The 21,136-nt window shown below is 40.9% G+C and carries 24 protein-coding genes; 5 read left to right on the top strand and 19 right to left on the bottom strand.

Going from position 1 to position 21,136, the window contains the following annotated elements; translation table 11 throughout:
• Positions 1-19 precede the first annotated feature (19 nt).
• From HFK82_RS01010 to HFK82_RS01000, 3 genes are all read right to left on the bottom strand, one after another.
• A complete protein-coding gene (locus tag HFK82_RS01010) occupies positions 20-448 on the bottom strand; it encodes a diacylglycerol kinase family protein (protein WP_154455431.1) in 429 nt (142 codons plus the stop codon).
• Positions 432-926 carry an rRNA maturation RNase YbeY gene (ybeY, locus tag HFK82_RS01005; RefSeq protein ID WP_168260478.1) on the bottom strand — a complete coding sequence of 165 codons (495 nt, stop codon included), beginning with the start codon at positions 924-926 and terminating at the stop codon, positions 432-434. Before ybeY ends, HFK82_RS01010 begins: the two co-directional genes overlap by 17 nt.
• A gap of 128 nt (positions 927-1,054) precedes the next feature.
• Complete coding sequence (locus HFK82_RS01000; protein WP_168260477.1) at positions 1,055-2,116, bottom strand: PhoH family protein; 1,062 nt, start codon at positions 2,114-2,116, stop codon at positions 1,055-1,057.
• 301 nt (positions 2,117-2,417) lie between these two features.
• On the opposite strand from HFK82_RS01000, the gene HFK82_RS00995 reads away from it, so the two are divergent.
• Positions 2,418-4,109 carry a carboxylesterase family protein gene (locus HFK82_RS00995; RefSeq protein ID WP_168260476.1) on the top strand — a complete coding sequence of 564 codons (1,692 nt, stop codon included), beginning with the start codon at positions 2,418-2,420 and terminating at the stop codon, positions 4,107-4,109.
• Positions 4,110-4,214: 105 nt separating this feature from the next.
• Here the strand turns inward: HFK82_RS00995 and HFK82_RS00990 are convergent, their stop codons facing one another.
• The 7 genes from HFK82_RS00990 to rplK all read right to left on the bottom strand — a co-directional run bounded on the left by HFK82_RS00990 (position 4,215) and on the right by rplK (position 8,763).
• Entirely contained in the window at positions 4,215-4,430 is a 216-nt protein-coding gene (locus HFK82_RS00990) for a YozE family protein (protein ID WP_154455435.1), read from the bottom strand.
• Positions 4,427-4,936 (bottom strand): peptide-methionine (S)-S-oxide reductase MsrA, encoded by a 510-nt coding sequence (gene msrA, locus HFK82_RS00985; protein ID WP_168260475.1) that lies wholly within the window; start codon positions 4,934-4,936, stop codon positions 4,427-4,429. Before msrA ends, HFK82_RS00990 begins: the two co-directional genes overlap by 4 nt.
• A 98-nt stretch (positions 4,937-5,034) precedes the next feature.
• Positions 5,035-5,892 (bottom strand): CvfB family protein, encoded by an 858-nt coding sequence (locus HFK82_RS00980; RefSeq protein ID WP_168260474.1) that lies wholly within the window; start codon positions 5,890-5,892, stop codon positions 5,035-5,037.
• 70 nt (positions 5,893-5,962) lie between these two features.
• Positions 5,963-6,520: a ribosome recycling factor gene (gene frr / locus HFK82_RS00975; protein WP_154455438.1), complete on the bottom strand. Its 558-nt coding sequence runs from the start codon at positions 6,518-6,520 to the stop codon at positions 5,963-5,965.
• Between the two features lie 51 nt (positions 6,521-6,571).
• Positions 6,572-7,309: a UMP kinase gene (pyrH, locus tag HFK82_RS00970; protein WP_168260473.1), complete on the bottom strand. Its 738-nt coding sequence runs from the start codon at positions 7,307-7,309 to the stop codon at positions 6,572-6,574.
• A gap of 192 nt (positions 7,310-7,501) precedes the next feature.
• Positions 7,502-8,191 (bottom strand): 50S ribosomal protein L1, encoded by a 690-nt coding sequence (gene rplA, locus HFK82_RS00965; RefSeq protein ID WP_154455528.1) that lies wholly within the window; start codon positions 8,189-8,191, stop codon positions 7,502-7,504.
• A 146-nt stretch (positions 8,192-8,337) separates the two neighbouring features.
• The gene (gene rplK, locus HFK82_RS00960) at positions 8,338-8,763 is read right to left on the bottom strand and encodes a 50S ribosomal protein L11 (RefSeq protein WP_003065913.1); all 426 of its coding nucleotides are present in this window, start codon (positions 8,761-8,763) and stop codon (positions 8,338-8,340) included.
• A gap of 224 nt (positions 8,764-8,987) precedes the next feature.
• On the opposite strand from rplK, the gene HFK82_RS00955 reads away from it, so the two are divergent.
• Entirely contained in the window at positions 8,988-9,341 is a 354-nt protein-coding gene (locus tag HFK82_RS00955) for a DUF3397 family protein (protein WP_168260472.1), read from the top strand.
• Positions 9,342-9,371: 30 nt separating this feature from the next.
• On the opposite strand, the gene HFK82_RS00950 is transcribed toward HFK82_RS00955, so the two are convergent.
• Positions 9,372-11,750, bottom strand: coding sequence for an FtsK/SpoIIIE family DNA translocase (locus HFK82_RS00950; RefSeq protein WP_168260471.1), 2,379 nt, complete (start codon positions 11,748-11,750; stop codon positions 9,372-9,374).
• A gap of 144 nt (positions 11,751-11,894) precedes the next feature.
• Between HFK82_RS00950 and HFK82_RS00945 the strand changes: the two genes are divergently transcribed.
• From HFK82_RS00945 to HFK82_RS00935, 3 genes are all read left to right on the top strand, one after another.
• The gene (locus HFK82_RS00945; RefSeq protein WP_168260470.1) at positions 11,895-12,725 is read left to right on the top strand and encodes a peptidylprolyl isomerase; all 831 of its coding nucleotides are present in this window, start codon (positions 11,895-11,897) and stop codon (positions 12,723-12,725) included.
• Between the two features lie 117 nt (positions 12,726-12,842).
• A complete protein-coding gene (locus HFK82_RS00940) occupies positions 12,843-13,499 on the top strand; it encodes a metal-dependent transcriptional regulator (RefSeq protein WP_168260469.1) in 657 nt (218 codons plus the stop codon).
• 166 nt (positions 13,500-13,665) lie between these two features.
• The gene (locus HFK82_RS00935) at positions 13,666-15,387 is read left to right on the top strand and encodes an alkaline phosphatase (RefSeq protein WP_168260468.1); all 1,722 of its coding nucleotides are present in this window, start codon (positions 13,666-13,668) and stop codon (positions 15,385-15,387) included.
• Positions 15,388-15,446: 59 nt separating this feature from the next.
• Here HFK82_RS00935 and HFK82_RS00930 read toward each other — a convergent pair whose 3' ends face one another.
• From HFK82_RS00930 to HFK82_RS00895, 8 genes are all read right to left on the bottom strand, one after another.
• Positions 15,447-16,139, bottom strand: a complete 693-nt coding sequence (locus HFK82_RS00930) for a 5'-methylthioadenosine/adenosylhomocysteine nucleosidase (protein WP_168260467.1) — start codon at positions 16,137-16,139, stop codon at positions 15,447-15,449.
• Positions 16,140-16,191: 52 nt separating this feature from the next.
• Positions 16,192-16,512, bottom strand: coding sequence for a cell wall synthase accessory phosphoprotein MacP (macP, locus tag HFK82_RS00925; RefSeq protein ID WP_168260466.1), 321 nt, complete (start codon positions 16,510-16,512; stop codon positions 16,192-16,194).
• Entirely contained in the window at positions 16,512-17,066 is a 555-nt protein-coding gene (locus tag HFK82_RS00920; RefSeq protein WP_168260465.1) for an NUDIX domain-containing protein, read from the bottom strand. Before HFK82_RS00920 ends, macP begins: the two co-directional genes overlap by 1 nt.
• Before the next feature lie 165 nt (positions 17,067-17,231).
• Positions 17,232-18,620 carry a bifunctional UDP-N-acetylglucosamine diphosphorylase/glucosamine-1-phosphate N-acetyltransferase GlmU gene (gene glmU / locus HFK82_RS00915; RefSeq protein ID WP_154455402.1) on the bottom strand — a complete coding sequence of 463 codons (1,389 nt, stop codon included), beginning with the start codon at positions 18,618-18,620 and terminating at the stop codon, positions 17,232-17,234.
• A gap of 106 nt (positions 18,621-18,726) precedes the next feature.
• A complete protein-coding gene (locus HFK82_RS00910; RefSeq protein WP_168260464.1) occupies positions 18,727-19,698 on the bottom strand; it encodes a Gfo/Idh/MocA family protein in 972 nt (323 codons plus the stop codon).
• 23 nt (positions 19,699-19,721) lie between these two features.
• A complete protein-coding gene (locus HFK82_RS00905) occupies positions 19,722-20,165 on the bottom strand; it encodes an ASCH domain-containing protein (protein ID WP_168260463.1) in 444 nt (147 codons plus the stop codon).
• Positions 20,166-20,174: 9 nt separating this feature from the next.
• The gene (locus HFK82_RS00900; RefSeq protein WP_154455405.1) at positions 20,175-20,873 is read right to left on the bottom strand and encodes a 3-oxoacyl-ACP reductase; all 699 of its coding nucleotides are present in this window, start codon (positions 20,871-20,873) and stop codon (positions 20,175-20,177) included.
• The gene (locus HFK82_RS00895) at positions 20,866-21,102 is read right to left on the bottom strand and encodes a DUF2829 domain-containing protein (protein WP_154455406.1); all 237 of its coding nucleotides are present in this window, start codon (positions 21,100-21,102) and stop codon (positions 20,866-20,868) included. Before HFK82_RS00895 ends, HFK82_RS00900 begins: the two co-directional genes overlap by 8 nt.
• Positions 21,103-21,136 lie beyond the last annotated feature (34 nt).

The raw sequence follows: 21,136 nt of genomic DNA, 5'->3' as shown, positions 1-21,136 counted from the left end.
TCCTACTCCTTTCCATCATCTACCATAAGCTCTTATCACTAAGGATAAGTTCAAAGAATTTTAGCAGCTTTGGGACAAAGATAATCAAGCCCGTAATCACTGCATATCCTGACATCAATAAAACAGCACCAGCAGCCATGTCCTTAGCATTTTTCGCTAACATGGAAAAATGGTAGTTGCTGGCTAAATCCACAACATTTTCAATAGCCGAATTAACGACTTCAAGCGTAATCACTAAAAATATGACCAACAGCAAAAAGAGCCACTCGACAGCTGAAATACGAAAAATCGCACCTGCCATGCAGGCTAAAATCGCTGAAAACATGTGTTTGCGCATATTGCGCTCTTCTTTTAACGCGGTAATAATCCCAGTAATCGCAAATTCTAAACTTGATACTAGGGTACGGTTCTTCCACTTCTTTGGGGAATGCTTATCTCTTGAGTCCATAGGCGGTTAAAATTTCTTCCTGTAACGTAAACATTTCTTTTTCTTCTTCTGGTGTGTAATGATCGTAACCATTGATGTGTAAGAAACCATGAACCGCAAGAAATCCCATTTCACGTTCAAAAGAGTGACCATATTCTTCGGCTTGCTCACGCGCCTTATCCACTGAAATGAACAACTCTCCAATATAAGCATCAAATTCGTCGAGCATTTCGACCAATTCAGGATTGTCTTTCAAATCTTCTTCTGAAAATGACAGACCTGAGTCTGGCTTGTACTCCAAGCTAATCACGTCCGTTGGACGATCTGTATGACGATACTTCAAGTTCAATTCGTGACTGCGTTCATTTGTCACAAAAGTCACAGACATTTCCTTGTTTTCTTTACCTGTCTTTTCAGCAGCAAACTCCAATAAATCAAGCGTTTGTTTCTTGATGGCTTCTGAAACTTGACCAGTTTCATCTATCATTTCAACGTACATAATATTCTTCTTTCAACTGTATTCTTGTCAATGATATTATACCACAATAAGTGTTGGAGTGCTATTTTATGTCCCAATTCCCCATTTTAAAAGACTTCTTGGAAAACAAGAAGTCTTTGGTTAAGCAATTAGTTATCTGTCGTATCTACCTCTTTGGGCAATTCGCCGATGGTTTCATAATTGGCAAAGTTCGATTCATTTTGAGCGTATCTCTGCTCAGGCGAAACTTGAGGTGCTTGCTCAGACTCGTAAGCGTTGATAATTTCAGCCACGACAGGATGACGCACCACGTCATTTGCTGAGAAATGCACAAAGTCAATTTGCTTGATGTGTTTGAGCTTTTCAGTCGCGTCAATCAAACCTGATTTGACTTTTTTAGGCAAATCAATCTGGCTAGTATCTCCATTGATAATCATCTTAGAGTGGAAACCTAGACGAGTCAAGAACATCTTCATTTGCATGATGGTCGTGTTTTGGGCCTCATCTAAAATGACAAAAGCGTCATCAAGCGTCCGACCACGCATATACGCCAACGGAGCAATTTCAATAATGTCGCGCTCCATGAGACGAGTGGTTTGCTCCTTGCCTAAGATTTGATAAAGGGCATCGTAAACAGGACGAAGGTAAGGGTCCACTTTTTCCTTCAAATCACCAGGCAAAAAACCTAGATTTTCACCAGCTTCAACAGCTGGACGCGTCAAAATAATGCGTTTAACCTGACCACGTTTAAGAGCCGTCACTGCCAAGGTCACCGCCAAAAAGGTCTTACCAGTCCCCGCAGGTCCAATCCCAAACACAACATCATGTGATTTGACACTATCGACATAAACCTTTTGCCCCAAAGTCTTAACACGGATAGGCTTGCCTGAATTGTCCTTGATAATTTCTTCTTCGTATAGGGCAACAAATTTATCTACCGAACCATCTTGTGCCATGCTCAAAGCTGTCACCACATCTGAAGTGTTGATGAGCATGCCACGTCCCACCAAAATCAACAAAGCTTGAATAGTCAGACGGGCTAATTCGACACTATCTTCATCATCCCCTAAAATCTGCACCCGCTCAGTTCGTGCGTGGATAATGACGCCCAAGTTATCTTCAATCAATTTTAAATGACGCTCATTTGAGCCAAACAAAGCCAACACATCATCTGGATGGCTTAACGTAATCTCAGTCGAATACTCTTGCAAATAGAGTCCCTCTTTCTTTTGTATCTGATAAACCTATTATAGCTCATTTACCACAAAAAATCACGACTTGCGTGATTTCTTGCTTATCTTTATTGAAAATGGCGGTGCTAAATGAACAATAAGAAAATTCCTAATACAATATATATCTCATTGATACTAAGCCACTAAAAAATGATACTATCTCACTAAATAATAAGTAAGCGGTTGGATAAATGAGAAGTAAATTATAATATAAGGCTAAGATAAACAATTCCAACTTATTGATGCACTTATTTCTATCTGATAACTGAAAGGAAACATCATGAAAAAAACGATAATGGGTCTGATCGCGTTTAGCGCTGTGCTAACTTTAACAGCATGTAGTCATAAAAGTACTGAAAGTGCTAATACCTTTAATCAATCAACTACACAAACTATTGAAACTGGAAATATCAAAGGGAAAAAAGATACGGAAAATAATGCTTTAGAATGGCTAGGCGTTCCTTATGCACAAGCTGAACGTTGGCAAGCTCCAAAAGAAGTAGATAAATGGGACGATACTTTTGATGCAACAGAACACGGAGAAAAAGATATTCAATTTTCTAATAACGAAGTCGTCGGCTCTGAAAATGAATTAAATTTAGATATTGTACGTCCTGATACAGATGAAACAGATTTACCAGTTTTAGTCTTTTTACATGGTGGTAACAACCAAACTGGTCATGCTCAGGAAATCAAAGGAAATACTCTCGCAAATGATTTAAACGCAGTCTATGTGTCTGTTAATTACCGATTAGGAGCATTAGGTCTCAATCCTCTGGATGCTTTAAAAACTGGATCAGATGAAGAAAATTCTGGTAATTTTGCGTTACTGGATATCGCTCAAGCACTAGACTGGGTAGAAAAGAATATTGAAACCTTCGGTGGTAACAAAGATAATGTGACCTTAGCTGGATTTTCAGCAGGAGGTCGAGATGTTATGGCCACTTTAATTTCACCTACTTTCAAAGGAAAATATGACAAGGCTATCTCCTTTAGCGGTGGAATGACACTTTCAGATGAAGAGGAAAGTCAAGAGATTTTCGCAACAGCTATTGCACCTTTAGTTGTTGAAAATGGCCTACAACCAACTGAAGAAGATGCTAAAAACTGGCTCCTCGAAGATAATAATGAAATTGCTGATTATCTCAAAAATCTTTCTGCTGATCGTTTAGCTCCATTTATGGGAAATGCAGGTATTCGCTTGTCTGTTTTCCCACATCTTTATAAAGATGGAACTGTTATTCCAGAAGAAGGCTTTGAGACTGAAACATTCAACGATGTGCCGCTTATGCTTGTCACTGGAACTAATGAATTTTCACTCTTTATTGCATCAGATGAGCGCTTCGCAGAGGATTTTAATAGTGGGGACTTATTCCAAGATGAACAAAAACAAGCAGAATTTGACTATTCAAGAAATTACGGTGGTCAACTTTACAGACTTTCAAATGGGGTTGACAGTGCACGAAAATTAGCAGGAAAATATAATTCAGATATCTATATTTCAGAAATTTTCTATGGCGATGATTCAAATGTAACACCTCAATTAGCATCAACTCTAGGAGCTTTTCACGGTATCTTTAAAGCAATGCTTCAAACTCCGTCAAACTATGCTACATTTATTGGAGAAGAATTTGATAACGATGGTGCTAAGGACATGTCAAGTGACTTTAAGGCTTACCTGAAAAACTTCTTAGCCTCAGGTAATCCAAACGATAAAAATTTGGTTAATTGGCCAAAATGGTCAGAGCAAAGCGAAGTCCTATCAATTTCTGCTACTGAAAATGCTAAAGACATTAAAGCAGCGACTGATAGTGAGACTGCCAGTGATATTTTAGAAAAAATGCAAGCGGACACTACCTTATCTGAAGGGGTAAAAAATGAATTGAATACAACTGTATTAGGTGGTCGCTGGTTCTCCGCTCCCCTTGATGAAATCTATTCTAGTCAAGAAGAGCAAGTTGTTAAAAATTAACTCATAATTAAAAGCAATAGCCTCAGTGCTATTGCTTTTATATTAACAATAATACCAATAATTCATTTATTAGAAAAAGTGCTAAAAAAGAGAGGTTATAACCTCTCAATGTGCTAAATAATCTTCCCAAATCTGGTCAAAGTCACTAAGATTGAAGGTGAAGTCCGCCTCATTTTCCAAATAAGTGCTGATAACTTCAAAATCATCGCTATGCTTTGGGAAAGTTGAATCTTCAAATACCAAGTCCGCTAAAATAGCGACAGGTTCGTGACTTTTGGGGTTACGCTGGGTCATTAACCAGGTATAAAATGATTTTCTCATTGCCAATACTCCTTTAAAAACTGATGTCGGATGGCGCTACTTTGGGCATAGCGTTCAGGGTTCTTTTTGTAGAAACCTTGGTGATAGTCCTCAGCCACGTAAAATGCTTGTGCAGGTTCAATCGTCGTCACGATAGGTGAATGAAAACGTCCTGACTCTTGTAGGGCTTGTTTGGATTGCTCTGCGATGCGACGTTGCTTGTCGTTTTCATAAAAAATCACAGGACGGTAATTATCACCGCGGTCCTCAAATTGCCCAAACGCATCCGTCGGATCTGTTTGTGCCCAGTAAATCTCCACCAAATCCGCATAAGAAATAACGTGCTCATCAAAAATAATCTCAACTGCTTCGGTATGCCCTGTCTGGTGGGCTTTGACTTGCTCATAAGTTGGATGAGGCACATGACCTCCAGTGTAGCCCGAACGCACAGATAAAATACCATCTAATTCCTCAAAAGGCTGCACCATGCACCAAAAACACCCACCTGCAAAAATCGCTCGTTCCATTCTAGCACCTCCAAAAATAATGTTTCTATTATAACATAAGACTTTCAAAAAAAGAGCGTGTTAGACCATTTCTAACACAACTCTTTTTGATAAAGCCTTTAATCGATTAATTCTGTTCCAAGGGCATCTTGTTTGACTTTCTTAGCTTTCATCAAACCACCCAAAGCTTTTTTAAATTGTCCTTTTGAAATACCAAAAGTAGCCTTGATATCCTCTGGTGATGACTTGTCATTCAAGGTCATAAAGCCACCATTTGACTGCAAATAAGTCAAAATCATCTGCGAATCATTTTCCAACATTTCAAAAGAACGCGGTTTTAACGAAAGGTTTAGCGTGCGGTCAACAGCACGATAACCAATGACGCGAGCCGTTACTTCTTCCCCAAGACGTGGTTCCGCATAGCGCTCACTTGGATGGATAAAACCAAGCATATTATTATCTGGCAGGTAAACAAACGTTCCTGACAATTTCAAACGGTAAACAATTGCGCGTAACTTCTCATTTTGCATATTGTCATAAGCTGGTCCTGAGAGTTTTTGGAAAACTTCAGGTTCTGCTGGAATGGCCCAAATGCGGTCTTTTTTATCCACATCCAAACGAACATAAAGCTTGTCACCCTTCTTAGGCCAAAGTTCTTTTAAATCAGGCAAAACGTCTAGCGAAACGACAAATTGTTTGTCTGGCAGACCTGTGTCTAGGAAAACACCGAGGTCGCGACGCACTTCTGTCACAACGCCCCAACCATAGCTAGTGCGTGTTGCTGCCACATCTGCAGTTGTTAGACGTGCTTTTTGGTGCAAATCCGTGTAAGCAAAGCCCTTGACCATATCTCCGATAGCGTGTGAACCCTCGCTCTTATCCAAAGTGAAAGTCACTCCATCTTTTTGAACAAAATAGGCTTTTGCATTTTCATCAATTACCAAACCAGTGATAACCGTAGCAAGTAGTTTATTCATGTTTTTTTCCTTTATCATAGAAAAGAGAGTGGAATCTCCACCCCCTTACCTTTGTCTTATAGAGATGACATTAGACTTCTAGCAATTCTTTTTCTTTGTTAGCAGTCATGCTGTCAATGTGTTTCACAGCTTCGTCAGTAACTTTTTGAATATCTTTTTCAAGCACTTTCAATTCGTCTTCTGTGATTTCTTTGGCTTTTTCTTGTTTTTTAGCTTCGTCCATCGCATCACGGCGGATGTTACGGATAGCAATTTTGGCACTTTCACCAACTTTTTTCACTTCTTTAGCCAAATCTTTACGTGTTTCTTCTGTCAATGCTGGAATAACAAGACGGATCACTGAACCATCATTGGCAGGGTTAATACCAAGGTCAGAAGCGTTGATCGCATGCTCAATGTCTTTCAAAACAGATTTGTCAAATGGAGAAATCAAGAGAACACGCGCTTCTGGAACGGTAATAGAAGCCAATTGGTTCAAAGGTGTTGGTGCGCCGTAGTATTCCACTTGAATACGGTCTAAGAGTGACGCGTTAGCACGTCCAGCACGAATAGAAGCAAATTCACGCGCCAAAGCACTGTGTGATTGTTCAAAGCGTTCTTTCGCTTTTTCAATAATAGCATTAGCCATAAGTCAGTATTATCCTCGTTTCTTGTTTTTTTAAAATAGTAGAGCCAACTCTTAATGGTTGTGGTGGTCTGCTTTGTTAGAAACCGTTGTCCCGATAGCTTCACCAAAGACCACACGTTTGATGTTACCAGGTTCGTTCATGTTAAAGACAACTAAGTCAATATCGTTGTCCATTGAAAGGGTAGAGGCAGTAGCATCCATGATTTTAAGACCACGTTTAATCACTTCAACGTGTGTTAATTCGTCGAATTTAACTGCATTGGCATCTTTCTTAGGATCTGCGTTGTAAACCCCATCAACACCATTTTTCGCCATCAAAATAGCTTCTGCTTCGATTTCAGCAGCACGAAGGGCAGCTGTTGTATCTGTTGAGAAATAAGGTGAACCGATACCCGCACCAAAGATAACGATACGACCTTTTTCAAGATGACGAAGGGCACGTCCACGAATATAAGGTTCCGCAACATTTTGCATTGGGATAGCTGTTTGAACACGAGTGTCCACACCATATTGTTGCAAGCTATCAGCCATAACAAGGGCATTCATGACTGTTCCTAACATTCCAGTGTAGTCTGCCTGTACGCGATCCATACCAGCTGCCGCAGCTGGTTCACCACGCCAAAGGTTTCCACCACCGATAACCAAGGCAATTTCAACACCTGAATCATGAACTTCAGCAATTTCTTTTGCGATAGCTTGAACAGTGGCAAGGTCAATACCCACACCCTTATCACCAGCCAAAGCTTCTCCAGACAACTTAATTAAAATACGTTTATACTTAGGTTCCACTACACGTTACTCCTTCTTTTATCCCTACTATTTTATCATAAATTGCTTATTTTACCTAGCAAAATATCTCATTTTTAACGATTCAATACTCGCCAGTCCCTAAGGTACAGCGTTAAAAAATTTTTTGACACAGCTTATAAAAAAATCCGCTTCAGCGAAACGGAAACGGATTTTTTCTGTCATATCATTACATTAGAATGAGCTTGGATCTACTTTGATACCGACACCTTGAGTTGTTGTGATAGACAAGTTAGTCATGTAAGTACCTTTAGCAGTAGCTGGTTTAGATTTCACGATAACATCGTGGAATGCTTTGAAGTTTTCAACCAATTTGTCTGCGTCGAATGATACTTTACCGATGATAGCTTGTACGTTACCAGCTTTATCAGCACGGTAAGTGATTTTACCACCTTTAGACTCTTCAACTGCTTTAGCAACGTCCATAGTTACTGTACCAGTTTTAGGGTTTGGCATAAGGTTACGAGGTCCAAGGACACGTCCAAGACGTCCAACGATAGCCATCATATCTGGTGTTGCGATAACAACGTCGAAATCAAGCCAACCATCGTTGATTTTAGCAACAAGGTCATCTTCACCAACGAAGTCTGCACCAGCAGCTTTTGCTTCTTCAGCTTTAGCACCACGTGCGAAAACAAGCACACGTTGTGTTTTACCAGTACCGTTTGGCAATACCATTGCACCACGGATTTGTTGGTCAGCTTTACGAACGTCAATATTAAGTTTATATGCAACTTCTACAGATGCATCAAATTTTGCGAAGTTAGTTTCTTTTGCAAGCGCCACAGCTTCTTCTACGCTGTATGCTTTAGTGCTGTCAATTTTTTCAAGTGCAGCACGCATTTGTTTGCTTTTTTTAGCCATTTAAAATTCTCCTTGTAATGTGGTCATATCGATTTGATTTAAAATCTCCCACGTCACTCATCAAATCATGATGAAGTCTTGCGGGTCTAGTGTGAGTGATTTTTCGGTCTAGCAACCAAATTCAGTCACAATTTGGGTGTCATTGATTAATCAACAACAGTGAATCCCATAGAACGAGCAGTACCTTCAATCATACGCATTGCAGATTCAATATTTGCAGCGTTTAAGTCTGGCATTTTAGTTTCAGCAATTTCTTGTACTTGTGCACGAGTAACTGTTGCAACTTTTGTTGTGTTAGGTGTTCCTGAACCTTTTTCAACACCTGCAGCTTTTTTCAAAAGAACAGCAGCTGGTGGTGTTTTTGTAACGAAATCAAATGATTTGTCTTCATACACTGAGATAACAACTGGGATGATCATGCCAGCTTGATCAGCTGTACGTGCGTTAAATTCTTTAGTGAATCCCATGATGTTAATACCTGCTTGACCAAGAGCTGGACCAACTGGTGGAGCTGGTGTCGCTTTACCAGCAGGAATTTGAAGTTTAACAACTTTTTCGACTTTTTTAGCCATTTTTAAATCCTCCTGTTGTGGTTTTGGCGGTAATTAAGATTTTTACCTCCCACAGATATGCTCAATCGCATACTTTACCATTATACAGGAATTCAGGGAAAAAGCAAGCTATTTAGCTCATTATTTTTCAAAAAAATCTTCCCCTTTTTTTGAGAGCAAAGGAAATTTGAGGAAAAAGGCTCTAATCATTTACATCTTCAGGGTTTCGGTATAAAATATAGGACATGGTATATAAATTATTTTCGATTGCTTTTTTGGTGCTGACGCCGCTTTTTTCTTACATTTTGGTTACCTTTTTTAACCTAAAACGCTTTGGGATCTTGTTTACAGACCTGTCTTTTCCCTTGTTTGCACTTGAAATTGCTTTAGTGGCAATGCAATCTTTGACATTAGATGTTTTCTTTTACTACTTGATTTGCCTATCTTTGTTGGCTTTGATTTTGAGCATTACTTTTTTGAAACGTTACCACGCTTTTTCTTATCGCCGCTTTTTGAAATTTTTCTGGCGGTCAGGGTTTATTTTGACAGCTATTTTTTATGTCATTGAGTTGATTTTAGTCTTTACAATTGGACGCTAAAAAAACGTTAGCTTTACAGCTAACGTTTTTTTAGTCTTCCGATGTTGCAGTAGTCATCAAAACTTTTCGAGGTTTGGTTCCTTCGGCGGGCCCGATGACACCAGCAGCTTCTAATTCATCCATTAAACGAGTAGCACGGTTAAAGCCTACTGACAAACGGCGTTGGAGCATTGAGGCACTGGCTTTTTGGGTTTCAAGCACTAAAGCCTTAGCGTCTTCAAATAGGGGATCACCTTCTTGAGCGCTGCTGCCATTTCCTGATTTCAAATCAGCCTCAGACACATCACCTGGGTCAAAACTATCGTCATATTCGGCGTCAGCTTGATTTTTAATAAAGCTAACAATATGCTCCACATCGTCATCTGAAATGAAAGAACCTTGCAAACGGACAGGGTGATTTTCATCAATCGGTTTAAAGAGCATGTCCCCACGTCCCAAAAGTTTTTCAGCGCCGTTTTCATCCAAAATCGTACGGCTATCGGTCCCTGATGACACGGCAAAGGCAATCCGCGATGGCACATTGGCCTTAATCAAACCGCTAATAACATCAACAGATGGGCGTTGGGTTGCTAAAATCATGTGAATACCTGCCGCACGCGCTTTTTGCCCCAAACGAATGATGGCATCTTCCACTTCTTTGCTGGCAACCATCATCAAATCTGCCAACTCATCCACAATAACCACAATCAAAGGTAGTGGAATGTGTTTTTGGTCAGATTGTTTGTTAAACTCTTCAACCTTGGCATTGTAACCTGCAATATTGCGAACGCCAAAATGGCTAAAGAGTTCATAACGGTTTTCCATTTCATCCACCACTTTTTGCAAGGCTCTAGCTGCCTTACGAGGGTTGGTTACCACAGGAATCAACAAATGGGGAATATCATTGTAAACCGATAATTCAACCATTTTGGGGTCAATCATCATGAATTTGACTTGGTCAGGTCGTGCTTTCATCAAAATGCTGGCAATGATGCCATTGACCGCAACAGATTTTCCTGAACCCGTTGAACCAGCTACGAGCAGGTGAGGCATACGAGCCAAGTCAAAGGTGCGTGCCGTACCATTGACTGCTTTTCCAAGGGGAACTTCCAACAATTTATTCGGGTCAGTATTGGATTGCTCCCATAATTCACGGAAAGTAACCGTGGCAATTTCAGAATTCGGTACTTCAATACCGACTAAGGATTTACCTGGAATAGGGGCTTCGATACGTACATCTTTAGCAGCCAAGGCTAGGGCTAGATCATCTGCCAAATTGGAAATGCGGTTGACACGCACACCAACGGCTGGTTTGACTTCGTACTTGGTTACCGATGGGCCAATTTCAGCACGTTCTACCTTGACATCAATACCAAAGCTGGTAAAGGTGTCCTCTAACACCTTGATATTATGACGGACAATGCTTTTTTCCTTGGATTGATTTTTGGGCTTGTCTGGTGCAAACAAATCAATCGTTGGCAAGGTGTAATGCAGGGCTGTTTTTGCCGTAAAATCAACGTCCAAAGGTTCGTCAGCTTGTTCTTCTTGCTCAGGTAGATCAGCGGCTTGTTGATCATCATCCGTCACAACTCCTTGGTCATAAGACAAGATTTCAGGCTCTGCGTCTGAAGGTTGGGGCACTTTGTCAGACTCTGTTGCAGGCATGTCAACATTGGCTGAATCAGTCAAAATTTCGCCTGTTTCGAGATCCACTTCAAGCTGGGCCAAACGTTCTTCTTCTGCTGCTTTTTGTTCCTGCTCAGCACGTTTTTGCTCAGCTCTAGCTTTTTTCTCCTCACGTTTCACAAAGCGTTTTTGCTTGTGCAATTCATACCTCGAAGCAAGAGTCTGTCCTCTAGCTTTGACAAAATCAGCAATATCGTACAAATCCCACGGCGTCATCAAATAAATTCCCAAAAGAATAAACAAGCTACCAATCAAGAAGGTTCCAATATTGGAAAAAAGAAAGGAAACAGGCATGTAAAGTAAAGCCCCAATCATCCCCCCACCAACAAAGTGGCTGACTTTAAAATGAAGAATGTCATTAAAAAGCAAGGAAGCCGTTGTGGATAAAACAGGCTTGTCATGATAAGCTGATAGTGAAAATAAATAGGCCTGCCACTCCAATAACATACCAATCATAAACACCACAAAACCACCCACAAGACCGACTTGTTTGTGGAACCATTTAAAACCGATAAAATAAGCCAAAATAGCCAGCATAACCAGATAAGCAAGGCTACCAACGGCAAAGCGCATGAGGTTATAAACCGTAACGCCAAAAATCCCCAGCCGTGTCACTGCAAAGAAAAAGACTATAATCAGAATAATAGTCCCTATAAAGCGTTGCAAGGCTTGTTGTCTTTTTATTTCTGCTTTGGTTGGTCGGCGCGTTTTACGACCTTTTTTTCTATTTTTTGATTTTGCCATGAGTTTATTATAGCATTTTTTAAACTTTTAGGTTATTGAAAACAAAATATGGTAGAATAGCTTAGTTGAGTTTGCTTAGAGCTCAATGAATTTTGACAAATAACCCTATCAACACAGCTTTAAGATACATATTTAGGAGTTTACATGAAAAAAACAATCCCATTGCTTGTTATAATACTTAGTTTGGTAAGCCTATCAGGTTGTAGCCAATTGACCAAAGCCATTCGAGGAGAAGATTACGTCAATGCCAAAGCATCTGCTTCAGCCGCTTCTGCTTCAAAAAGTGCCAGTGCATCGTCCTCAAAAGCCTACCAAAAAGAATTGAAAAAAGCTTTGAGTGCTGATACGTCAGCTTTTCCACAATTATCTAATGACGTCACTGACAACGAGTCAGAAGTCCTCATGCACACCTCTGAAGGTGACATCACCATCAAGTTATTTCCAAAATATGCTCCACTCGCTGTGGAAAACTTTCTCACTCACGCCAAAGAAGGCTATTACAACGGTGTGCTATTTCACCGCGTGATTTCTGATTTTATGATTCAATCAGGTGACCCTAAAGGAGATGGCACAGGCGGAGAATCTATCTGGAAAAATAAGGATAAGAGCATTGATTCTGGCAATGGTTTTAAAAATGAAATCTCACCTTACCTCTACAACATTCGCGGGGCGGTTGCCATGGCAAATGCTGGTGCAGACACCAATGGCAGTCAATTTTTCATCAATCAAAATACAGATGACCAATCGCAAAAACTCTCATCATCAAGCTACCCAGAACCCATTATTGGAGCTTATGCTAAAGGTGGTAATCCAGGCTTAGATGGCAATTACACCGTTTTTGGGCAAGTAATTGATGGCATGGACGTTGTGGATAAGATTGCTCAAACCGCGACCGATGACAACGACAAGCCAACAACCGATGTTACCATCACATCAATTGATATTCTAAAAGACAGTTCTTCACAAAAGGACTAAGGATAACCCTTAAAAAATCAAGTAAGCCTAGCGACTTGATTTTTTTGCTTATGTTGGATTGATGAACAGGAATAAGTGATTTTTTGGTATAATAGAAAGGATAGAAAGCGAGATTATATGACGCCAAATAAAGAAGATTATCTTAAATGTATTAACGAACTTGGAGAAAGTCAAGCCAAGGTAACCAATAAAGGCATCGCTGAATTGATGGGCGTTTCAGCACCAGCCGTTTCTGAAATGGTCAAAAAAATGAGCAACGAAGCCCTCATTGCCAAAGACCAAAAAGTAGGCTATCACTTGACACCAAAAGGTTTGCTCTTGGTTTCTGAATTGTACCGCAAACACCGCTTGATTGAAGTCTTTCTAGCCAATGAGTTGCATTATAGCCCTGATGAAATTCACCAAGAAGCCGAAGTTTTGGAGCACACAGTTTCCACTACATTCATCGACCGTTTAGAAGAAAGTCTAGGTTTTCCAAAATTCTGCCCGCACGGTGGAACCATTCCGCAAAAGGGAGAATTATTGCAAGAAATTCACCGTCAGCCACTCAATCATATCTCAGAATTGGGTACTTATCGCATTTGCCGAGTTCATGATGAGGTGCATTTGTTAAACTATTTGCAAGAGCATCACTTGACCATCAATGATGTTGTGGAGTTGGTTAAACAAGATAGCTACGCCAAGACCCACACACTTATCCACAACTCACAAACCTTGATTATTCCAGAACGCGTCGCCGAACAAATTTACCTCGAAAAAATCGAATCTCTTTAACAGCAAAACATCAGCGTTTTACTGTTTTTTTGTTGTTTTGTAAATTTTATCAAACCCTGCTGCAAAAGGATTTATGGAAGTTTTACAAAAGGCGGTTAGGGAGTTTACATTCATTTGCTAGAATAAGAATCAAGACCAAGGTCTAAAAATTATTAACGAGGTTCTTATGAAAAAAAGTTCAAAATATTTGGCACGCTTAGGGGTGACCTTACTGGTTTCTAGCACCTTGCTAGCTGCTTGTAGTTCAACAACATCATCAGGCAATAAGCTGAAATTAGATACAGAAGCCGCAAACAGCACAAGCTTGGCAAAAGAAACAGCTAACGGTAAAGACGTGCAAATGTACGATACTAGCCGTGCAAAAATGGAAGACCATTCTAAAGTCAATTCTAACCAAGCTAAATATGTTTTCCTTTTCATCGGTGACGGGATGGGGGTAACTCCTGTAACGGCTGCTGAAGATTATCTTGGCTACACACAAACAAACAAAGGCGAAGTTTACCCAGATCGTATGAACTTTACTGAAATGCCAGTTGTTGGTCTGAAAACACAATACGACTGTTCTTCATTCATTCCTGATTCAGCGGCTACGGCTACGGCTTTTGCAACTGGAATTAAGACCCAAAGTAAAGTCATCGGTTTGACAGGCGATTTGGAAAAATCTGCTGATTCTGTGGCTGAAAAAGCCAAACGTGCTGGCAAAGCTGTCGGAATTGTAACCAATGTAACGCTTAACCACGCAACTCCTGCTGCTTTCTACGCAAATGTTGAGTCTCGTAAATCTTACTACGATATCGGACTTCAAATGGCAGAATCAGGTTTTGACTACTTTGCTGGTGGTTCACTTGGACAGCGTACTGGTAAAGATGAGGACCAAAAGGACCTTTATGAAGTCATGGAAGAAAATGGCTACACTATCGCTGATACTAAAGAAAAAGCAGAGAAAATAAATGCTGACTCTGAAAAAGTTTACCTAGTATCTGAGCGTTTACAAGATAGCGATTCAATGCCTTATACCATTGACCAAGAAGAAGGTGACCAAACCCTTAGCGACATGGTAGCTAAAGGAATTGAAGTCATGGAAGATGATCCTGAAGGTTTCTTCATGATGGTTGAAGGTGGAAAAGTGGACTGGGCTGAGCACGCCAATGACGGTCTAACAGCTATTCACGAAGTACTTGGTTTTGAAGAGTCAATTCAAACAGCGATTGACTTCTACAACGAGCATCCTGACGAAACCTTGATCGTTGTAACGGCAGACCATGCAACTGGTGGTTTCACAATTGGTAATGGTTCAACAGGAAATAGCACTTCTTTTGATCTTTTAACTAACCAAAAAGGGTCACCAGTTGCCTTTGCCGATTTGACTACTGAAACTTTGGAAAAAAATCCAGATTTGACTTTCGAAGAATTTGCGCCACAAATTGAAGACTACTTCGGCTTAGTCTTGGATCCAGATGCGCCATCTGAAGACGTTACAAACGCTGAAAGCGAAGCTTACGCGGAAGAACTAGCTAAAAACAGACTTAAATGCTCTAAAGAAGAGTACAACGAGTTAAAAACAGCCTTTGATGAAACTAAAAAATCAGAAGATGAGCAAAATGTAAGCTACGGTGGCTACGTTCCAATTGCTATCACGGCTACTCGTTTGCTAGACAAAAAAGCTGGCTTGGCTTGGACAACAACTGACCACTCTGGTGACAAAGTTCCTGTCTATGCTATGGGTTCAGGTGCCAAAATGTTTGACGGTGAGTACGATGATACTGACATCAGTATTCGTTTAGGAGAGGCCATGGGCTTCAACGGCGATTCAAAAGACGCTGAAGAACAAGTTGAAACAGAAACTAAAAAACCAACTGGAGTCGGACTAAAACAAGCTGACAAATAAAGCAAAAAAAGAAGAAAATACCACTCGGTACTTTCTTCTTTTTTAGGTTTAGATGCTATTTAAGTTAATTTTTCTAAGAAGGCTAACAAAATCTCAGCAGATTGTTTACCTGCTGCAATGATAAATTCATCAAAGGTAATGTTAGCATCGTGGGCTGCGGTGTCAGACATGGCACGCACAACAACAAATGGCTTTTTCAAACTGTGAGCGGCTTGGGCAATTGCAGCCCCTTCCATTTCAACCGCTAAAACCTGTGGGAAAACAGATTTGATGGCATCAATTTTATCTTGGCCAGCGATAAAAGAATCTCCTGTCGCAATCAAACCAATATGGCTTGACACGTCTGCTTCACTCAAGACTTGCTCAAACGTTTCCACGAATGTTTTATCAGATTCAAAATACAAAGGTTGCATAGACATTTGACCGTAGTCATAGCCAAAGGCTGTCAAATCAACATCGTGGTAAGCTAAAGTGTCAGCCACAACAACATCGCCAATTTGCAAACCTTCTGCAACAGCGCCAGCTGACCCTGTGTTAATCAAGGCATCCACTCCAAAATGGTCCGTCAAAATGGCAACCGACATAGCTGACATGACTTTTCCGACACCTGATTGCACCAAGACAACTTGATGACGGCCCAGTTTTCCTTCGTAATACGTGTTTCCTAAAACATGGTGTTCGACTTTATTTTCCAAATGGTCTACAAGAAGTCGTAATTCTTGCTCCATTGCTGCTATAATTCCAATTTTCATCACATCTTCGCACACCGCTTAAGCAGTGGCTTGTCCTCCTTTTCTCGCTTTCTTAGAGTTTAAACACAGCGTAGAATAACGCCACTAGCAAAAGAAAGATAATCAATATCGCCAAGTTTAATTTGCGTTGAAAACGGCTTCGCTTGACATTTTCAATCCGACGGCTTTTATAGACGAACTGATCCTTTTGCTTGCGGTTGGTCCATCTTTCTAAAAAGCCTCTCTCAGCATACTCTTCAGGCGGTATAATGCTGTCGTAACGATCTGTCCGAATAACTTTCGTTTCTTCATCGTCAGTCATCATGTCATCATAAAAAAGTTCACCACGGTTAGCACGCTCGATTATCTCGTCTGTTAAAAGTGGTTTTCCCATTACAAGTTTCCTCCAAATGTTAACGCGTAATATTGTAGGGCGATAATCGTTTTAGCATCCTCGATAGCTCCCGAAGCAACCAAATCCATGCATTCTGCATAAGTCAACTCCAAGATTTCAAGGACTTCATCGTCATCTTGCGGACGAGGATTCGGCACTTTTTGCAAATCAGTTCCAAGATACAATCTGATTTTTTCATTGCAAAAGCCTGTTGCAGTGTAAAAATTATAGATTTTTGTTAATTGTCCTGAGTAGCCTGTTTCTTCTTCCAATTCACGCGCCGCAGCTTCTTGCTCATGCTGAGCTTCACCAGCTTCCAATTTCCCTGCTGGAATTTCATAAGACACTTTTTCAATCGCCTTGCGGTACTGCTTAACCAAGACAATGCGATTGTCCTTGGTCACTGGCAAAACGGCCACCGCCCCACCGTGAAAAATCAATTCCCGTTTAGCTTGCCCTAATTGATTAGGCAATTCCACGTCATCCACGACAACCTTAAAAATATGCCCATCAAAAACCTCAGTGCGTTTAATTGTTTTTTCCTCAAAATCCATCTGCTCTACCTTTAAAATACCTTTCACGTTTGATTCTACTATAAATTTGCCAGAAATGCCATTATTGTCAAAATATCCTTACTATGATAACGCAAAAATGCTAAAAAAATCTAAAAGCGCAAGGCAAATAAAGAACCTGAGACCCTCATCTCAGATTCCATGCTATTACGATTTCTTTTTATTGTTTGGGTGGTGAGGTTTGTTGAGGGCATAGCCAGCTTTGTTGACTTGGCGTCCGCGTCCGATAGCTAAGGCGTCTTTTTCAATATCCATAGAAATGGTAGAACCCGCAGCTGTCAAGGCATTGTCACCAATAGTAAGAGGAGCAATGATGGTCGAATTGCTTCCTACAAAAGCGTTGTTACCGATGGTGGTCTTGAATTTGTGCTGGCCATCATAGTTGGCAATAATCGTACCTGCACCAAAATTCACGTCGTGTCCTACGGTCGCATTGCCAATATAAGTCAAATGCCCTGCTTTAGTATCCTCACCAACAAGTGATGACTTAACTTCGACGAAGTTACCAATATGAACATTCTTTTCAAGGGTTGAATCAGGACGAACATGGGCAAATGGACCAATGGTTACGCCGTCTTTTACAACAGATTGTTCAATCATTGAGTTGGTAATCACGACTTGCTCACCAATAGTTGCATCAACAAGATAAGTGCCATTAGTCAAGACTGAGCCTGTACCGATTGTTGTGTGGCCTTTTAGAGTGACATTGGCTTCGATAGTGACATCAGGGGCGATTTCCACATCAACGTCAATGTAAGTCGCAGCAGGATTTTGGAAGGTTACGCCATTCACCATGTGTTTGTGGTTGATACGGCGACGCATAATCTCTTCGGCAGTTGCTAGTGCCACGCGGTCATTGACCCCAAGACTTTCATCAAAATCATGAAGCACATAAGCCCCAACTTTTTCACCACTATTACGGAAAATAGAAATGACATCCGTCAAGTAATATTCCCCTTGGGCATTGTTGGTGTTAATGTTTTTGAGGGCTTCAAATAAACGTTTGTTATCAAAGACATAAGTTCCTGTATTGATTTCTTTGACTTGGCGTTCAAATTCAGAAGCGTCTTTTTGTTCAACGATTTTAAGCACTTCGCCATTTTCGTTGCGGATAATACGTCCGTAACCAAAAGGATTGTCAGCAGTAGCTGTTAAAATAGTCGCTACATTTTTATGGCTGATATGAAAATCAACCAACTGTTTCAAACTGTCACCTGTAATCAAAGGAGTATCCCCAGCGATAACAAGGGTTTGCCCCTCAAGACCAGCCAATTCTTCCTCTGCCATCATGACAGCGTGACCTGTTCCTAATTGCTCTGTTTGAAGAACAAATTCTGATTGACCTGCTAAAACGTCACGAACCATATCGGCTTTGTGCCCGATAACCGTCACGTTTTTTTCTGGATTTAAGGCTGATACAGCACGAAAAACGTGTTCTAGCATGGTCAGACCGGATACTTGATGAAGCACTTTTGGCAAGTCTGATTTCATACGAGTTCCTTTACCAGCGGCTAAAATAATTGCATAATTTGACATGACTAATATTCCTTATAAATATAGAGTAGCGTGCGAATACTTTGTACTTTCTCACACAATCTATTCCATTATACCATAATTAACATAACTGAACATGATTTTTAAGTTACTGATGCCACATAATTTGAACAGCTTGTTCCAAGACTTCCATAACCAAGCGGCTATGGTCTAGGGCAAGCTTGGTAGCTGTCATATTTTCTTGCTCAATAATAGCTTGAAAGGCCACAAATTCATCGTGCATTCGGTGATTGAGCGTGTTTTCGTTGATAATCGTCTTGCTTTCTTCATTGAGTGCCAGTGCTATTTCGGGCAAGGTATTGGTAGCACCAAGAATGGCCAAAGAACCTTTATTGCCCTGAATAGTTGAAGTCAGTTCTGCCGCACAATCCTTGGCACCGATACAAACCGCTTTGAAATCGCCATAGTCCATAAGCAAAATACCAGACGTATCCACCTCACGCTCCATATTAGCCAGATACTGTACCCGTTGCGGTTTCCCAAACAAGCCTACCACCAAATGAATATTATAAATATTTAAATCACGGAGGGCACCGCCACCTTTTTGTGGGTCAAAGGCTGGCGCAATTTCCCCGCGCTTGAAAGCATCATAACGCGACGAATATTGGGAATAATTACAGGTAACAATCTTAATCTCACCTAACTTGGCAAGATTGGCCTTGATAGAGGTGAAATTACCCAAATATTGATTGGTAATGGCTTCTAGCAAAATGCGTTGCTGCTGCTCGGCAATCTGAGTCAAGTCTTCAAATTCGTCTAAGGTCATTGTAAAAGGCTTCTCACAAATCACGTGTTTGCCCGCCAGCAAAGCCTTCTTGGCATAGGCATAATGAAGGTGATTCGGCAGGGCAACATAAACCGTATCAACGTTTGGATTTGCCAAAAGGCTATCATAGTCGCTAGTCACCTGAGTGATGTCGTAAAGCTTCGCCAATTGGTGCGCTTTTTCTAAACTGCGTGGCGTTGACAAAATAGCTTCAATCGCAATGCCGTTGATTTCTTTTAAAACAGGCAAGACCTCGTCAACGATTTTTCCTGTTCCTAAAATGGCTAATTTCATGAATTTCCTCCTATCGTATCTTACTAAACTGTGGGATAAACCACTTCAAATTCTTCTAAAACGATTAAGCTTTCTGGTGTGAATGTCAACCCACATTCTTTAAAATAGGGTTTGAAAAATGCTTCGTGAACATCTCGCCAGTAAGCAAGCGATTTATCACCCTCACCTTCTTTGAAAGCATGCTTCTCCGAGACTTCTTTAAAAGGTACAACAGAGACTTTTTTAATCTGAATAATGCAAACTGCTCGGTCTTTGCTATCTAAAATCACATCATAAGACCCAACTTCAGGCAGGGGGACATTGTCAATGTGGTACAAATCATAGGCCGGTGCTGTCGCCGTTTTGGTTTCCTCAAGGACCAACTGTGCCAACGCATCAGCTTCCGTACCAAATTGCCAAGCGTCAATGTCATCTCCGATTGAAGGATTCATTTTCTTATACTTGTTCCAAAGTTCTTGTGCATTCATAGTTTTCTCCTACTTCAAACTCCAGCCACCGTCAATTTTAACAATTTCGCCCTGCATAGAGCTGGCTTTGCCTGAGGCTAAAAAGCCTGTTAATTCTGCTATTTCGTCAGGGCTACTCCAACGTCCAATTGGGGTTTCTTGAGCTACCCAATCAGCCAACCCGCCTGGTTCAAAATCACTAGCTGTCATGGCTGTCTTAACCGCACCTGGTGCAATACCAAAAACCTGAACCTTGTCTTTGGCATAATCAAGGGCAAGCTGGCGGGTGAAACCTGCAAGTGCGTGTTTGCTCGCTGTATAGGCTGCTCCACCCCCACCTGCCATAAAAGACGCAATCGAACACATATTGATAATGATGCCCGCTTGTCGTTCCACCATCTTGGCTAAATAATGGCGAGTAATAGCAACGGTTGCAAAGAAATTGGTCTGAAAAACATCTGCTATTTCGTCATCTGATATAGCCAGCAAGGGCTTGTAAGCATCGAGAATACCTGCCGTATTGCATAGGATATCCACATCAGGCACAACATCAAAAAGCGCAGCTAAATTCCCTGTGATATCCAACTGCAAAAAATGAAAATTCTCTTCTTGAATATCAGGGGCTTCTGATTTGTCAACCCCATAAACTGCGCAGCCATTTTTCAAAAAAAGACGAGCTTGTGCCAGTCCAATGCCAGAACTGACGCCTGTGATAAGCACCTTAGTCATGGACTTCCACCCAATCGGTCGCTAAAACGTCACAAGGGGTCGGTGACCACGTAGAAAAGCCCTCGCCCTCACCAGAAACGTTGATGAGGAAATAAGGGGTCACTGGCAAAGCCACACCGTTTTGCTCAATACTGTCAAACAATTGCACGTAGTTTTCGGCACCGCCCCAGCCTGTACGCACGTATTTTTTCTTCGCTTTTAATCCTGGTAAAATCTCTTCAAAAGTCATTTTTCTCTCCTTGTTGTTACTATATCTAGTATAT

It is taken from the genome of Streptococcus alactolyticus (assembly GCF_012277075.1).
GTDB classification, from domain to species: Bacteria; Bacillota; Bacilli; order Lactobacillales; family Streptococcaceae; genus Streptococcus; species Streptococcus alactolyticus.
The sequence above is the reverse complement of the archived record's forward strand: the minus strand, read 5'-3'. Positions and strand labels throughout refer to the sequence as shown.

Bases quoted from the DNA above. Each gene is read 5' to 3' on its own strand.
- HFK82_RS00900 (WP_154455405.1), bottom strand. From the start codon at position 20,873: ATGACTAAGGTGCTTATCACAGGCGTCAGTTCTGGCATTGGACTGGCA.
- msrA (WP_168260475.1), bottom strand. From the start codon at position 4,936: ATGGAACGAGCGATTTTTGCAGGTGGGTGTTTTTGGTGCATGGTGCAG.
- HFK82_RS00995 (WP_168260476.1), top strand. From the start codon at position 2,418: ATGAAAAAAACGATAATGGGTCTGATCGCGTTTAGCGCTGTGCTAACT.
- HFK82_RS00990 (WP_154455435.1), bottom strand. From the start codon at position 4,430: ATGAGAAAATCATTTTATACCTGGTTAATGACCCAGCGTAACCCCAAA.
- HFK82_RS00980 (WP_168260474.1), bottom strand. From the start codon at position 5,892: ATGAATAAACTACTTGCTACGGTTATCACTGGTTTGGTAATTGATGAA.
- HFK82_RS00945 (WP_168260470.1), top strand. From the start codon at position 11,895: ATGAAAAAAACAATCCCATTGCTTGTTATAATACTTAGTTTGGTAAGC.
- HFK82_RS00895 (WP_154455406.1), bottom strand. From the start codon at position 21,102: ATGACTTTTGAAGAGATTTTACCAGGATTAAAAGCGAAGAAAAAATAC.
- HFK82_RS01010 (WP_154455431.1), bottom strand. From the start codon at position 448: ATGGACTCAAGAGATAAGCATTCCCCAAAGAAGTGGAAGAACCGTACC.
- macP (WP_168260466.1), bottom strand. From the start codon at position 16,512: ATGGGAAAACCACTTTTAACAGACGAGATAATCGAGCGTGCTAACCGT.
- HFK82_RS00910 (WP_168260464.1), bottom strand. From the start codon at position 19,698: ATGAAATTAGCCATTTTAGGAACAGGAAAAATCGTTGACGAGGTCTTG.
- HFK82_RS00930 (WP_168260467.1), bottom strand. From the start codon at position 16,139: ATGAAAATTGGAATTATAGCAGCAATGGAGCAAGAATTACGACTTCTT.
- HFK82_RS00950 (WP_168260471.1), bottom strand. From the start codon at position 11,750: ATGGCAAAATCAAAAAATAGAAAAAAAGGTCGTAAAACGCGCCGACCA.
- ybeY (WP_168260478.1), bottom strand. From the start codon at position 926: ATGTACGTTGAAATGATAGATGAAACTGGTCAAGTTTCAGAAGCCATC.
- HFK82_RS00940 (WP_168260469.1), top strand. From the start codon at position 12,843: ATGACGCCAAATAAAGAAGATTATCTTAAATGTATTAACGAACTTGGA.
- rplK (WP_003065913.1), bottom strand. From the start codon at position 8,763: ATGGCTAAAAAAGTCGAAAAAGTTGTTAAACTTCAAATTCCTGCTGGT.
- HFK82_RS00920 (WP_168260465.1), bottom strand. From the start codon at position 17,066: ATGGATTTTGAGGAAAAAACAATTAAACGCACTGAGGTTTTTGATGGG.
- glmU (WP_154455402.1), bottom strand. From the start codon at position 18,620: ATGTCAAATTATGCAATTATTTTAGCCGCTGGTAAAGGAACTCGTATG.
- frr (WP_154455438.1), bottom strand. From the start codon at position 6,520: ATGGCTAATGCTATTATTGAAAAAGCGAAAGAACGCTTTGAACAATCA.
- HFK82_RS00935 (WP_168260468.1), top strand. From the start codon at position 13,666: ATGAAAAAAAGTTCAAAATATTTGGCACGCTTAGGGGTGACCTTACTG.
- HFK82_RS00905 (WP_168260463.1), bottom strand. From the start codon at position 20,165: ATGAATGCACAAGAACTTTGGAACAAGTATAAGAAAATGAATCCTTCA.
- HFK82_RS00955 (WP_168260472.1), top strand. From the start codon at position 8,988: ATGGTATATAAATTATTTTCGATTGCTTTTTTGGTGCTGACGCCGCTT.
- rplA (WP_154455528.1), bottom strand. From the start codon at position 8,191: ATGGCTAAAAAAAGCAAACAAATGCGTGCTGCACTTGAAAAAATTGAC.